Raw genomic sequence first — 14,404 nt, 5'->3', positions numbered from 1 at the left:
TGCCACCAACGCTAAACGTGCAGCATTCTGTAAAAGGAGCAGGCAGAGACTAATGGACGACTGCCGAGAGGCTTCACGTCAAGAAGGTGCCTCTGGGTTTTCCGCAGCGTGGCGAAAAATAAAATACCTTGCCGCAACAAAATTGAAAGCCAATCCAGCGCAGCTGCCCAAAGCCACCCCGATCGCCGGTGCTGCCGGCAGCACCACCCAAGCGATGACCGTAGCGTATGTCAGGTAGTTCACGCTCCCGCCCAAGGTCATAGAGAGCAAGTAGCGCAGATATTGCCGACCCACCGAGAGGGACGATTGCGCAACGCTGGCCTTAGCGCTGGCAAAGGTGTAGTGCCGATTCAACCACCAAGTCGCTGTAGCGGCCGCCCAAAAGGACAAGACCCGGGCACCGTACCAGCCCAAGCCCGGCGCGGCCACGTAAAGCACCGCCAGATCGACCAATAAGCCGACGATGCCAACCAGACCAAAACGCAGCAAGGCGGGTAGCCAATCAGCTTTCATCAGGGTTGCAGCGCCGGAATGCGCAGATAAGCCAACTGTTTGACCTCACGCCGCCCCATCGTGACCGTATGCAAGATAGCGCCGCACACTAAGCTCAACATAGCGCACAGCATCAGTCCGGTAGCCAACACGGCCGTAGGAAAGCGCGGCACCAAGCCGGTTTGCATATAGGTAATGCCCAGCGGCACCGTGATACCGACAGCCACGAAGGCCAGCAGCCCCGCGAACAACGCAAAAAATGCCAGTGGCCGCTCGCTGACAAATAATTTCAGAATGGTTTTCAGGATGCGCCAACCGTCACGAAAGGTTGACAGCTTGCTGGTAGACCCTTCTGGACGGGAGCGATACAAAACGTCTACCTCCGCGCAAGGCATACGCAATTCCAAGGCGTGGACATTCAATTCAGTTTCGATTTCAAAGCCTTGCGACATAGCCGGGAAAGACTTTACGTAACGACGTGAAAAAACCCGATAGCCAGACAACATATCGGTGAACTGGCCACCAAAAATCGAAGACACCGACCGGGTCAGTGCCAAATTTCCCCAGCGATGGCCGGGTCGGTAGGTCTGCGGATTGAGGCCGTCGTCAACACGGCAACCCACGATCATGTCCAGCCGCTGTGCCAGCAGCAAATCCACATGTGCCTGTAGCTGGGCCGGGTCATAGGTGGCGTCGCCGTCCACCATCACATACACATCAGCCTCGACATCGGCAAACATACGCCGAATCACATTGCCCTTGCCACGCAATGTCACGTTGCTGACGGCTGCACCATGTGCCTGAGCCACCGTGCCGGTGCCATCGGTAGAGTTGTTGTCAAACACATGCAACTGTGCCTGGGGCAGGGCTGTGCGTAATTCATCTAGCGTTTGTCCAATGGCTAAAGCTTCATTCAGACAAGGAAGAATGACGGCAATTTTTGCACCGGACTGGAGATGATAATAATTATTCATTGGAATTTTTTATTTTTAATATCGAATACGCCTTGCTGCCATGACCCTCTGCGATGACAGAGAAGTATTGAAAAAATTCAGGTTTAGTTTCAAGACCAGGAACTGTATTTGCATGAACTAAAAGTGTAGAAAAATCTTGTGATTTAAAATGCCTCCAGAGCTGTGCAGATGTCAAATCGTTCAAATCACGATACCGCCAAGGACCAAAATGATCCCCGTATATTGGTTGTTGTAAATAATAAATATTATTTTCGAGTCCCCATTGATATACCTTTGGAAAGATTTTTCCTCTTATTTTTTCTATCAATGCATATCCTTGGACTTTATGGCGTAATATATTGGCGCCATCCGCTTCGCTAAGAGATACTTCAGCCCACTTGTGTTTTATTTCTTTTTCAACTGGTATTGAAAAAATGATAAAAGCAAAAATTATTATAATAGTATTTAAATACTTAATACGTATGAGAGGTGATTTTAATGCGTCTAATTTTATTATAAAAAATAATTTTTTAACAGAAAAAACCACTACTCCAGCACTTAATATTGCTATTATTGGATAAGCAGGCATCAGATATCTATCATAGTGCGATGTTAATAGCCAAACAACAAACGCATACAGTCCAAAAATAACCATAAATCTAAAATTAAAATCGCTCCAGCGCATTCGCAAAAAAGGCGCTAAAACAGCGGGCCATAAAGTCCAGCGAGGCCAATTGGCAGAGCGTTTTAAGTCGTAAAGTTGGTATTCTAGATCCCCAGCATTCCATTCACTAAATCCAAAAATTTTCCCTCCTAAGGGATTAAATGGATCCCCAGTCGAAATAAAATTTCTGGCATACCAGTAAATACATGGAATGGCTAATGCAATAAGCCATGTAAAAATAATTTTTTTATCTTTTGAAGATAATATAAGATGGATAAAAAATAGAGGTAAAAACCCTAGAGCCTGATATTTTGATCCTATGGCCATTCCCAAAAGAAAGCCTGATAGCAAAAGCCATCCCCGATCTTCTCGGCGGGCAAGCCAGTTTAAATAAGTTACTACTGCCATGCATATAAAAAGACTCACGCCCATGTCTACCAAGGACGAATCGTATTCTTTATGGGTGAGCTGTATCCATATCAAAGCTGAAATGCAGGCGGTAGCTCGGCCAAAATGCAATAAACCTACGCGATACACCGTGAGTGTAACCAGCCAGCCAGCCAATGCATGTAGCAAATGAGTAAATATATCGCCACGAATAATTAAACCTGCAGCGTACAAGATATTTATATTATATGGAGCCCATGGATAACGTAACCACGCATTAACTTGTAGATGGCCTGTCTGTGCCCACTGCTGTGCGTGTGGCAGGTGGTACATCAGTTCATCCCACTTATAGGGTAGATGCAATGCCGCTACTGCCGTAGGAGCTAAGAGAATCAGAGGAGGGAGTGCCCAGAGTCGATCTTGTACAGACAGCTTTGGACCTTGGGGTTTGGGTAATGAACTGAAAAAATATACATATATTTGATAGATTGCCAGTATCAGGCCGATGAAGAAGATCACATTAATATATGAGCGCTGCAATAATCCACCGATGGCCATCCATTGCAGTGCCACACTGAATATTGCCATTCCTATAGCTATGGCGATGGTGCTATTTAGCCAAAAATCCTCGGATATGTGGCGCACTGTATATGTAACAACTGTTTTTCCCAGTCCCCAAAAGACCACAGCAAAAAGTGCTAGAGAAGCATAGTGCTGTAGTGCAAAAGCTGTCTTAACTGACATAAGCCCGCGTTACCCTACCGCCTGCAAAGCCAATCCCGCATGTTCGCGCAGCGGATGGAAGTGGATCTTCGGAAAACGCTCTTGCGCCAGACGCACGTCATACGGCGAGGTACACAGGTAAGCCAGCGTGTTGGCCGCATCGTGTGCCAGGCGCATGGGGTAGGCGTCGGTGAAGGCGCGTAGGTCGACCGGGCTGTCGGCGGTGATCCAGCGGGCGCTGGTGTATTGACAGCCGTCCAGGCGGATATCGGCGTCGTATTCGGTTTTCAGGCGGTGCTGCACTACTTCAAACTGCAGCTGGCCGATGGCGCCCAGCAGCATCGGGCCGCCGACGTCGGGCTTGAAGACCTGGATCGCGCCTTCTTCGCCCAGTTGCGCCAAGCCTTGCTGTAGTTGCTTGGTGCGCAAGGGGTTTTTCAGAATCACCGTCATGAACAGCTCGGGCGCAAAGAACGGCAGGCCGGTGAACTGCAGATTGGTGCCATCGGTGATGGTGTCACCCAGCTGCACGCCGCCGTGCGTGGTGAAGCCGATGATGTCGCCGGCGTAGGCTTCTTCGACCGCTTCGCGGCGCTGGCTCATAAAGGTGACGACCGATGTGGGGCGCAGTTCCTTAGCGGTGCGCTGCACCTTGAGCTTCATGCCGGGTGTGTATTTGCCTGAGGCCACACGCACGAAGGCGATGCGGTCGCGGTGGTTGGCGTCCATATTGGCCTGCACCTTGAACACCACACCCGAAAAACCCCTGTCTTCCGGACGGATGATTTTCTCGACCGGCTGCTTGTTGACCTGCAGCGTGCTCAGGCGCGATCCGGGCGGGGGCGACATATCGACCACCGCATCCAGCACTTCCATCACCCCAAAGTTGTTGACGCCCGAGCCGAAAAATACCGGTGTCAGCTTGCCCGCCAAGAAGTCTTCATGGCTCCACGCCGCCGAGGCACCCATCGCCAACTCCATGCTTTCCAGCGCCTCGTCAAACGAGCGGCCGAAGCGCTTGCGCAGCCGGTCAGACTCGGCCAGTGGCACGATTTCAAAGTCTTTCGGGCCACGGTCGCTGCCGGGGGTGAACACCGTCATGGTCTGCGTGCGCAGATTGATGATGCCGCCAAAACTTTTACCTTGGCCCACTGGCCAAGTGACCGGGCAGCAGGGCATTCCCAGCTCGCGCTCAACTTCGTCGAGGATGTCGAGCGGGTCGCGCACTTCGCGGTCCATCTTGTTGACGAAGGTGATGATGGGCGTGTCGCGCTGGCGGCAGACTTCGATCAGACGGCGCGTTTGCGCCTCGACGCCGTTGGCCGCATCGATCACCATCAGTGCCGAATCGACGGCGGTGAGCACGCGGTAGGTGTCTTCCGAGAAGTCCTTGTGGCCGGGGGTGTCCAGCAGGTTGATGACGTGGTCGCGGTACAGCATCTGCATCACGCTGGACGCCACCGAAATGCCGCGCTGTTTCTCAATCTCCATCCAGTCGGAAGTGGCGTGGCGGCTGGCCTTGCGGCCTTTCACGGCACCGGCGATCTGGATCGCTCCCGAGAACAGCAGCAATTTTTCCGTCAGCGTGGTCTTGCCGGCGTCGGGGTGGGAAATGATGGCAAAGGTGCGGCGGCGCCGGGTTTCTGAAGTGTAGGACAAGGTCAATCCAGCAAACGGGGGAAATGGGAGGAGGCGCAGAGGGTGCCCAGCAGTGGCAGGCCCTGGCGGAACCGGCAATTTTACCGGCTGGCTGTTTTCTGCAGAAAAGGCGTGAGCGTGTCACAGTGGCGCCCATGCAGCAACCTTCTTTAGCGCCGGCCACCCGCACCTGGGTGGAGTCCGGCTCGCCGGCCTATCGGCGCATCAGTCTGGCCCTGTTTCTGGCCGGCTTTGCCACGTTTTCTCTCCTGTACTGCGTGCAGCCGGTGCTGCCGGAGCTAGCCCAGCATTTCGGCCTAGGCGCGGCGGGCAGCTCTTTTGCGCTGTCGGTCAGCACCGGCTGTCTGGCGGCGGCGATTTTCATTGCCGGGGCACTGTCGGAGGGGCGCGACAAGCGCCGCCTGATGTTTGCCTCGATGGCGCTGGCCGCACTGTGCAACCTGGGCGCCGCGCTGGCGCCGACCTGGGGAATGTTGCTGCTGGCGCGGGCGCTGGAAGGAGTGTTGCTGGGCGGCGTGCCCGCAGTGGCCATGGCCTATCTGTCGGACGAAATCCATCCGCGTGGGCTGGGATTTTCCATGGGGCTGTATGTCGGCGGCACGGCTTTTGGCGGTATGGCGGGGCGGGTGGGCATGAGCGCACTGGCCGACCAGTTTGGCTGGCGCGTGGCCATGGGCACTATCAGCGTGCTGGGGTTGCTGGCCGCTGTGGGATTTGTGCTGTTGCTGCCGCGCGGCCAGCGCGCAGTTCCTACCACCACCGCCAGGGCGCCGTCCCTGGGCTTGGCTTACCACATGCGTGCTTGGCGCACACACTTGCACACCCCCGGTCTGCTGCCGTTGTTTTTGTCGGGTTTTGCACTGATGGGCGTATTTGTGTCGCTGTTCAACTACGTGGGCTTTCGGCTGGCCACCGTACCCTATGGGTTGAGCCAGACGCAGATCGGGCTGATTTTTTGCGTCTATTTGTTTGGCATCGTTGCCTCGCCGGCTGCGGGCGCTTTGGCCGACCGCTGGGGGCGGGGGCCGGTGTTGGTCGGTGGCGTGGTGCTGATGTCTGCCGGCGTGGTGCTGACGCTGGCGGCGCCGCTGTGGACGGTGATTGCCGGCATTGCGGTGCTGACGTTTGGCTTTTTTGTCGCCCACGCCGTCGCCAGCGGCTGGGTCGGGCAACTGGCACTGCAGTCCAAGGGCCATGCGTCCTCGTTGTATCTGCTGGCCTATTACCTGGGCTCGAGCGTACTCGGCTCGGCCGGCGGCTGGTTCTGGGAACATGGGCGCTGGCCGACGCTGGTAGCGTTTTCGCTGGTGCTGCTGATGGGGGCGCTGGCACTGGCATTGCGCCTGCGGCGGCTGGCGCCGATATAATCGCCCCTTTCTCCTGAGGAGCGTTGCAGCGTCCCGCTAACACAGCGGACGTGAGGCTCGGGAGGCCGGGCTTGTCCCGCTCTGCAACGACGCTCATCCACTTGGCGTGCGATGGGCTGGGTTTTATGGCTTATGGCGCGCCAAGTGGTGTTTCAACACACTGCTTTTGGAGCTACCCATGAACGTCCGCACTCCCCTGCCCCTGCCCACCGACTGCGCCATCACCGATATTTCCCTGGCCGCTTGGGGCCGCAAGGAAATTCGCATTGCCGAGACCGAAATGCCCGGTCTGATGGCCATCCGCGAAGAATTCGCTGCCGCCCAACCGCTCAAAGGCGCGCGCGTCACCGGCTCGTTGCACATGACGATCCAGACCGCCGTGCTGATCGAGACGCTGGAAGCACTCGGCGCCCAAGTGCGCTGGGCCTCGTGCAACATTTTCAGCACCCAAGACCACGCCGCTGCCGCGATTGCCGCCAACGGCACGCCGGTGTTTGCCATTAAGGGCGAGTCGTTGTCGGACTACTGGGATTACACCCACCGCATTTTTGAGTTTGGCGCTGCCGGCACGCCCGGCGAAGGCCCCAACATGATCTTGGACGACGGCGGCGACGCCACCATGCTGATGCACCTGGGCCAAAAGGCTGAAAAGGATCAGTCGGTGCTGGACAAGCCGAGCAGCGAAGAAGAAACCATTTTGTTTGCCGCCATCCGCGCCAAGCTGGCAGTGGATGCCGCCTGGTACACGCGCAAGTCGGCCGAGATCATCGGTGTGACCGAAGAGACCACCACCGGTGTGCACCGCCTGAACGAGATGAGCGCCAAGGGCACGCTGCTGTTCCGCGCCATCAACGTCAATGACTCGGTGACCAAGAGCAAATTTGACAACCTGTACGGCTGCCGCGAGTCGCTGGTGGACGGCATCAAGCGCGCTACCGACGTGATGATTGCCGGCAAGGTGGCTTGCGTGGCGGGTTACGGCGACGTCGGCAAGGGCTCGGCACAGGCGCTGCGTGCGCTGTCGGCCCAAGTCTGGGTGACTGAAATCGACCCGATCAACGCGCTGCAAGCCGCCATGGAAGGCTACAAAGTCGTCACGATGGAGTACGCCGCCGACAAGGCCGACATTTTCGTCACCACCACCGGCAACAAGGACGTCATTCGCCACGAGCACATGGCCGCCATGAAAGACCAGGCCATCGTCTGCAACATTGGCCACTTTGACAACGAAATCGACGTGGCGTCGATTGAGAAATACCAGTGGGAAGAAATCAAGCCGCAGGTGGACCACATCACCTTCCCTGAAGGTAAAAAAATCATTTTGCTGGCCAAGGGCCGTTTGGTGAACCTGGGCTGCGGCACCGGCCACCCGAGCTTTGTCATGAGCGCCTCGTTTGCCAACCAAACCATTGCGCAAATTGAGCTGTTCACCAAGCCGACCGAGTACCAAGTCGGCAAGGTGTATGTGTTGCCCAAGTCGCTGGACGAAAAAGTCGCACGTTTGCACCTGAAGAAGGTCGGCGCGATGCTGACCGAGCTGACCGACGCACAAGCCGCTTATATCGGCGTGAGCAAGAACGGCCCGTACAAGGCTGAAACCTACCGTTACTGATCACCCGCTGGGGTGATGCTGAGTCGCTAATAGCTATTATTTTAATAGCTATTAGCGCATGTATTTAAAGGGCTGTAGCCCGATTTGACTATAAAACATCGTCTTTTGACGAGGAAATGAGCTATGCGCGCCGACGTTTTTCTGGTGGATTTTGGCCATGCGGCCACGCGCTCGCAGGCGCAGCGGTTGATTGCCGCCGGAGTCGAGTGGCGCCTGTCGGCCAGTTCGCCGTGGCAGAAGGTAGTGAAGAACGGCGATGACATCCCGGCGATTGCCGAAGTGCGCTTGCTGGACGGCGCTGAGGCCAAATATCTGTCGCGCGGCGGCTTGAAGCTGGAAGGCGCGCTGGCGGCAGCCCAACTCAACGTGACCGGGTTGCGCTGCTTGGATGTCGGCCAGAGCACCGGCGGCTTTACCGATTGCCTGCTGCAGCACGGCGCAGCGCAGGTGATTGGCGTCGATGTCGGCCACGGCCAGTTGCACGAGCGCCTGCGCAGTGATGCGCGCGTGGTGTGCGTCGAAGGCGTGAACGCGCGCGCGATCACGCCGGGCGCTTTGCAGCAGGACTGCGAGCTGGTGCTGTCGGAAATCATCGAGGAAGTTGAAGACAACGAAACCCAGCCCGAAGCGCCCTACAGCTGGATGCGCAATGGCGGCTTGGTGGATGAGGAATACGACGACAGCGACGACGCCAAAGACAAGGACATCGAGAATTTTCGGCTGGAGCGCGCCGCCAAGGCCAAGGCACGCGCCGCGGGCACGCTGCCGGTCGAGCGCCGCCGCCGCGCTGAATGTGCCGACATCAACACCACGCCCTTGTTTGACGTGGTAGTGGGCGATTTGTCGTTCATCTCGCTGACGCTGGTGCTGCCAGCGCTGGTGCCGCTGCTGGCGCCTGAAGGCCGGCTGTTGATGCTGGTCAAGCCACAGTTTGAGCTGCAGCCCGGCCAGGTTGGCAAGGGTGGCATCGTGCGCGATGGGGCGCTGTACGCAGTGGTCGAAAAACGCATCCGCGACTGCTGCGCCGAGCAAGGCTTGGAAGTGCTGGCGTGGCTGGACAGCGCCATCAGCGGTGGCGACGGCAACCGGGAGTTTTTTGTTTTTGCCAGGAGAAGTGCATGAGCGCAGTGGGCAGCGCTGGTGGGTCCTGCCCGATCAGCATCGAATTTTTTCCGACCAAGACGCCCGAAGGCGCGGTCAAGCTGCGCGCTGTGCGCCAGCAACTGTATGCCTTGCAACCGCAGTTTTGCTCCGTTACCTATGGCGCGGGCGGCTCGACACAAGAGGGCACTTTTGCCATGGTGGGTGAGATTTTGGCCGAAGGCCAAAGTGCTGCAGCCCACTTCTCGTGCATTGGTGCTACGCGCGCCTCGGTGCGCGCGGAACTGGCCCAGCTCCAAGCCATGGGCGTGACGCGCCTAGTGGCGCTGCGCGGTGACTTGCCCAGCGGCTATGGCCTGGGCGGCGAGTTCCAGTACGCCAGCGACTTGGTGGAGTTCATCCGCACCGAAACCGGCGACCATTTTTATATTGAAGTGGCGGCTTATCCCGAAGTGCATCCACAGGCCCGCTCACCCGAGGCTGATCTGCAGGCCTTTGCGGCCAAGGTGCGCGCCGGTGCCAATTCGGCCATCACCCAGTATTTTTTCAATGCCGACGCGTACTTTCGTTTCATCGATGACACGCAGCGCCTGGGGCTGGACATGCCCGTGGTGCCGGGCATCATGCCAATTCTGGGTGCTACCCAGCTGATGCGTTTTTCGGATGCCTGCGGAGCCGAAATTCCACGCTGGTTGCGCTTGCGCTTGCAGTCTTTGGGCGACGATACGGCGTCGATCCGTGCCTTTGGGCTGGACGTCATCACCCGGCTGTGCGAGCAATTGCGCAGCGGTGGTGCACCAGCGCTGCATTTCTACTCCATGAACCAGAGCGCAGCGACGCTGGAGCTATGCCGCCGGCTGGGCGTGTGCAATACAAATACACCTACATCAAGTGATGTTTTTGTGCCAATCGCCTAACCGTTTTGATACATATCAATTTGTCTAGAAAGCCTTAATCGTTCAATGGTTATCGGGGAATGTTCCCGGTTTTCTTTGGATGAAAAAATGAAAAAACATGCGATTGCTGCCGCTTTGCTGGGCTCCGTTTTGTGCGCTAGCGCTTTTGCCCAACAAACAACCGAAGGCCCCTGGATGGTCCGCGCACGTGCTGTGCACCTGAACAGCTCTAACGGTGACTCCACTGGCCTGGGACTGGGCATCAACAACAAGTGGATGCCTGAAGTGGACATCAGCTACTTTTTCAACAAGAACGTCGCAGTGGAGCTGATTCTGACCGTGCCACAAAAGCAGACCATTTCGTCCAATGGCACTGCTATCGGTTCGCTCAAGCACTTGCCGCCCACGCTGACAGCGCAATACCACTTCACCGAGCTGGGTGGCTTCAAGCCTTATGTCGGCGCCGGCTTGAACTACACGCGTTTTTCCAGCGTACGTTTTGATCCCGCTGTTGTTGCAGCGCTGAACCCTTCGATCGACAAAAATAGCTTTGGTTGGGCATTGCAGGCTGGTGTGGACATTCCCTTGGCCAAGAACCTGTACTTGAACCTGGATGTCAAAAAGGTGCAGATCAAGACCGATGTGATGTCGTTTGGTGCCAAGGCGGGCGAGTTCAAGGTCAATCCCGTGTTGATCGGTGTCGGCCTGGGCTGGCGCTTCTAAGTATTGCGCACTGAGTTTTTTGGCCCTTCTTGAGGTGCCACGATGGATTTGACAATCCCGCCTTGTGCGGGATTTTTTTTGCCGTATCGGTGCCAGAGCGCCTGCGTTAGGATGAAGCACACCAAGGCTTCAAAAATAACCTATTGTTTTTACTTAAAGATATTCTGTGGATGAGCGTGCGTTGCTGCGCCGGCGCAGCGTGCAGCGTCGCTTTGCTGGGCGCTGCGGGGGCGTGGGCCAAAAATCCGGGGCCAGGCAGGGCGCCTATCGCCACTTCTGCGCTCGGTGTCCCGACCCATCCCCGACCAATCATGGAGCGCGGTTTGGCTTCTTGGTATGGCGCACAGTTGCACCAGCGGCGTACGGCCAGCGGCGAGCCCTTTGACATGCACGCCTTGACCGCTGCCCACCCCCGGCTGCCGTTTGGCACGAAGGTGTGCGTGCGCAGCCTCGTCACCGGCAAGGTAGTGGTGGTGCGCATCAACGACCGCGGACCCCACGGCTCCCGCCGCATCATTGACCTCAGCCGCGCAGCAGCAAAAGCACTGGGCCTGCTGGGGCGAGGCACCAAGCCGGTGGTACTGACGTCCTGGGATCGTGCCAGCCAAGCCTGTCCCCCCGCCTGAGATGGCCTCTTCTAGCTCCCGCTTTCCAGCGTGTGCGTGGCGTGCTTATCTTGGCCGAGCAATTCGACCATTTGTGCCAAGGCGTCTTTCAGCTGGGCCTTGAGCGTGTGCGGTGGATTGATCAGAAACATGCCGCTAGCGGGCAGGCCGGGTCGCTTGATCTGGCCCTCGGCGCTCTCGGTGATCTTGCTCGACTTGACCGTCAGGGTGGCGTGCAGCCAGCTTTTGCCCGCTTTTTGTGCCATGGTTTTCAGGCGGCGCGGCAGGTCGTGTGCTTCGGGGCGCGGGATGATCGGATACCAGACGGCATAGGTGCCGGTGGCAAAACGCTTGATCGAGTCGGCCACCATGTCCAGCACGCGTCCGTAATCGCTCTTCATTTCATAGCTGGGATCGCACAGCATCAGTGCCCTGCGGGCAGGTGGTGGCAGAAATTTCTTGGTGCCTTCAAAACCGTCTTCACACAGTACCGCCACTTGGCGGCCGGCTTCGAGTTGGGCCACGTTGCCGACCAACGCGTGCATGTCGGCCGGGTGCAGCTCAAACAGTTTGAGTTTGTCGTGCGGACGCAGCAGGCGCTGAATAAGGAAGGGCGAGCCGGGATAGACCTTGATGCTGGCGCCCTGATTGAAGGAGCGCACCATATCGATATAGTTTTGCAGGGCTGGCGCCAGCGGTGCAGCGCCTACCGTGCCAGCGGCACGCATCGTCAGGCGCAGGATGCCGTCGCCCGCTTCGCCGCTGGTGCGCGCGTAATCGCCGTCAAGCCGGTATAAACCGACGCCTGCATGGGTGTCGAGCACCGTCAGGGCGGCGTCCTTTTCTAAAAGGTATTGCAAAGTGGCAATCAACACGGTGTGCTTGAGCACATCAGCGTGGTTGCCTGCGTGAAAGGCGTGGCGATAACTGAACATGGCGCTATGGTAACCATCGCCGCCGCTGCAGATGGCACGGCATTCGACTTGGTCCTACATGGGCTTGGTTTTGTGTCTGGCGTTGTGCTCAGTCAACCCTCCCTACGATGATAATTAGCATCATTTTTGCAAATTCATGCGCTTTGTCGTTGTCGTTGTTTAGTCATCGTGGATGATGGCAGCGATTTGCGATAGGCACCTTGTTGCGGCCGTTCCTTTTTTCTTCTACCCCGTGCCGCCCGCTCTCTCCATGATCGACATCCCCTGTTCTGCCGCCGTGAAAGAGGCTCCCCATGCTGATGCACTGTCACCTGGCACGCGTCTGGCCGAGTTCGAGATTCTGTCGATCCTGGGGGTGGGCGGGTTTGGGGTGGTATACAAGGCGTTTGATCATTCCTTGCACCGCGCTGTGGCCATCAAAGAGTATTTGCCGCTGGCCCTGGCGGGGCGCGCTGAAGGACTTTCGGTCTCAGTGCGCACTCTCAGCGACCAGCCGGCCTTCCAATCGGGTCTGAAATCATTTGTCGGCGAAGCACGCCTGCTGGCCCAGTTTGACCATCCTTCCCTGGTTAAGGTGTTTCGCTTCTGGGAAGCGCACAACACCGCCTATATGGTCATGCCGCTGTACAACGGTATGACCCTGAAGCAGGCACGAGCGCAGATGCGCACGCCACCGCCCGAGGCTTGGTTGCGCCAAGTCCTGTGGTCGGTGCTGGGCGCCCTGCGCATGCTGCACGAGAGCCAGACGCTGCACCGCGATATTTCTCCGGACAATATTTTTTTGCAGGACATGGGCCCGCCAGTGCTGCTCGATCTGGGTGCAGCGCGCCACGCCATCAATGACCGCGACCACAAACATACCGCCGTCCTGAAGGTCAACTACGCGCCCATCGAGCAATACGCCGATGGTGACGCTGACCTGCCGCAAGGGCCGTGGGGCGATCTCTATTCGCTTGCCGCCGTAGTGCACGGCTGTTTGTGCAACGACACGCCGCTGCCATCCACACTGCGCTCCATTCGCGATCGCATGGTGCCGTTTGCTCGCGTTGCCAAGACGGTGCATGACCAATTTGGCCAGGCTTATTCACCAGCGTTTGTGGCTGCCGTGGGGCAGTCGCTGGCGCTGCGTCCGGAAGACCGCCCTCAGAGCATTGATGCTTTTTTGTACACCCTGGACATGGTGTCACCGCCAGCGGCGCTGGAGCATTTTGATTTTCGTGCCGAATTGGGCGATATCTGGGTCGAGCCCACCGATCAGGCCGGCCCGGGCCTGACGGCCCCTACGGTAGATTTGACCAATGCGCTGCTGGGGCAATTGAGTGGCCGCTTCAGCAGTCGGGAGGGCGGTACGCCTGCTCTGCCGGCGCCAGGGGAGGTGCTGTCGGATGCTGCCGCAGCGACCGAGTCGGCGGTAGCGCCCGTGCTGGCCGCCCCCAGCAGGCCAGATGCTTTGCCAGCGGTGGCGCCCGTGCTTCCGCTGCCCGTCGCCCATGCCAGTGCGCCCGCACCAGTAGATGACACGGACTTTGTGCTGGCGTCTGCGGGGCCTGTGGTAATCGAAGATTCCCATGAGGCTATTTTTCTGGATGCGGGCGACTCTGTTCTTCGCGACGATCTGGAGCACGGCAGCACACCGCCTGCCTCAGCGCCTTTGTGGGCGGCGGCGTCTGCGCCGCCGCAGCCAACACGCAAAAAACCGCTGCGCCGCATCGCCTGGCTGGCGGCTGCAGTGGTGTCTCTGGGCGCGCTTGGGTATGGCTGGATGGGGCATACCCCTGCATCGACCGCTGAAGACACCATGATCACTGAAATGGCGGAGCCAGAGCCTGCGCCTGCCGCACCGACATTGGCCCGCGCGCCGGAGCCGGTGCCGCAGAAGGAGGTGGTGACTGAAAGTGCATCGCCCGCAGTGCCTGCCGGACCTCTGCCCGCGTTTGTCGATGTGTCGTCCAAACACCCGGAGGCCGCATCCGCAGCGCCACAACGGCGCAGCGCCAAGGTCAGCGCTGTGTCAGAGGGCTTACCCGCATCCTCAGCAGCGCCGGTGCCCACTCCGGCGCCTGCAGTGCCAGCGTCCAAGCCGCCTCCCGAGCCTGCCCAGGCGCTGTGCGCCGACACCAATTTCTTCACGCGCAGCGCCTGCGTTTACAGCGAATGCGCCAAACCCGCCAATGCCGCCCTGGCCCTGTGCGCCGAGCACCGCAGCCGCTTGCAAAAACAGGCTAATAGCGTCTCGGGCAATTGATGCGTAACGCGGCGCGCTGTGACAGGGCTGTGGCGTCGCATG

At 58.1% G+C, this 14,404-nt stretch carries 12 protein-coding genes and 1 riboswitch; of the genes, 7 read left to right on the top strand and 5 right to left on the bottom strand.

Annotation, left to right across the window (positions count from 1 at the left end):
* Positions 1-78: 78 nt before the first annotated feature.
* The 4 genes from Q390_RS0101825 to Q390_RS0101815 are packed head-to-tail and all read right to left on the bottom strand — an operon-like array spanning position 79 to position 4,878.
* Positions 79-513, bottom strand: coding sequence for a GtrA family protein (locus Q390_RS0101825; protein ID WP_027994543.1), 435 nt, complete (start codon positions 511-513; stop codon positions 79-81).
* Positions 513-1,466, bottom strand: a complete 954-nt coding sequence (locus Q390_RS0101820) for a glycosyltransferase family 2 protein (RefSeq protein ID WP_027994542.1) — start codon at positions 1,464-1,466, stop codon at positions 513-515. The genes Q390_RS0101825 and Q390_RS0101820 overlap by 1 nt, the downstream gene beginning before the upstream one ends.
* A complete protein-coding gene (locus Q390_RS19315) occupies positions 1,459-3,240 on the bottom strand; it encodes an ArnT family glycosyltransferase (protein WP_084153716.1) in 1,782 nt (593 codons plus the stop codon). Before Q390_RS19315 ends, Q390_RS0101820 begins: the two co-directional genes overlap by 8 nt.
* Before the next feature lie 9 nt (positions 3,241-3,249).
* Entirely contained in the window at positions 3,250-4,878 is a 1,629-nt protein-coding gene (locus Q390_RS0101815) for a peptide chain release factor 3 (protein WP_027994541.1), read from the bottom strand.
* A gap of 134 nt (positions 4,879-5,012) precedes the next feature.
* Between Q390_RS0101815 and Q390_RS0101810 the strand changes: the two genes are divergently transcribed.
* The 6 genes from Q390_RS0101810 to Q390_RS17220 all read left to right on the top strand — a co-directional run bounded on the left by Q390_RS0101810 (position 5,013) and on the right by Q390_RS17220 (position 11,203).
* Positions 5,013-6,245, top strand: a complete 1,233-nt coding sequence (locus Q390_RS0101810; protein ID WP_051602991.1) for an MFS transporter — start codon at positions 5,013-5,015, stop codon at positions 6,243-6,245.
* Positions 6,246-6,254: 9 nt separating this feature from the next.
* A riboswitch (S-adenosyl-L-homocysteine riboswitch) is annotated at positions 6,255-6,347 on the top strand.
* Positions 6,348-6,423: 76 nt separating this feature from the next.
* Positions 6,424-7,857 carry an adenosylhomocysteinase gene (gene ahcY, locus Q390_RS0101805; protein ID WP_027994539.1) on the top strand — a complete coding sequence of 478 codons (1,434 nt, stop codon included), beginning with the start codon at positions 6,424-6,426 and terminating at the stop codon, positions 7,855-7,857.
* A gap of 123 nt (positions 7,858-7,980) precedes the next feature.
* Positions 7,981-8,979: a TlyA family RNA methyltransferase gene (locus tag Q390_RS0101800; RefSeq protein ID WP_027994538.1), complete on the top strand. Its 999-nt coding sequence runs from the start codon at positions 7,981-7,983 to the stop codon at positions 8,977-8,979.
* The gene (gene metF / locus Q390_RS17225) at positions 8,976-9,875 is read left to right on the top strand and encodes a methylenetetrahydrofolate reductase [NAD(P)H] (RefSeq protein ID WP_051602981.1); all 900 of its coding nucleotides are present in this window, start codon (positions 8,976-8,978) and stop codon (positions 9,873-9,875) included. The genes Q390_RS0101800 and metF overlap by 4 nt, the downstream gene beginning before the upstream one ends.
* 87 nt (positions 9,876-9,962) lie before the next feature.
* The gene (locus tag Q390_RS0101790; protein WP_027994537.1) at positions 9,963-10,577 is read left to right on the top strand and encodes an OmpW/AlkL family protein; all 615 of its coding nucleotides are present in this window, start codon (positions 9,963-9,965) and stop codon (positions 10,575-10,577) included.
* A 323-nt stretch (positions 10,578-10,900) separates the two neighbouring features.
* Positions 10,901-11,203 carry a septal ring lytic transglycosylase RlpA family protein gene (locus Q390_RS17220; protein WP_051602990.1) on the top strand — a complete coding sequence of 101 codons (303 nt, stop codon included), beginning with the start codon at positions 10,901-10,903 and terminating at the stop codon, positions 11,201-11,203.
* 11 nt (positions 11,204-11,214) lie between these two features.
* Here Q390_RS17220 and Q390_RS0101780 read toward each other — a convergent pair whose 3' ends face one another.
* A complete protein-coding gene (locus Q390_RS0101780; protein ID WP_027994536.1) occupies positions 11,215-12,117 on the bottom strand; it encodes a 23S rRNA (adenine(2030)-N(6))-methyltransferase RlmJ in 903 nt (300 codons plus the stop codon).
* A 250-nt stretch (positions 12,118-12,367) separates the two neighbouring features.
* Between Q390_RS0101780 and Q390_RS0101775 the strand changes: the two genes are divergently transcribed.
* Positions 12,368-14,362 carry a serine/threonine protein kinase gene (locus tag Q390_RS0101775; protein ID WP_037471928.1) on the top strand — a complete coding sequence of 665 codons (1,995 nt, stop codon included), beginning with the start codon at positions 12,368-12,370 and terminating at the stop codon, positions 14,360-14,362.
* Positions 14,363-14,404 lie beyond the last annotated feature (42 nt).

This window comes from Simplicispira psychrophila DSM 11588 (assembly GCF_000688255.1).
Classification (GTDB): domain Bacteria; phylum Pseudomonadota; class Gammaproteobacteria; order Burkholderiales; family Burkholderiaceae_C; genus Simplicispira; species Simplicispira psychrophila.
Note: the sequence above shows the minus strand (reverse complement) of the source record. Positions and strands in the feature narration are given on the sequence as shown.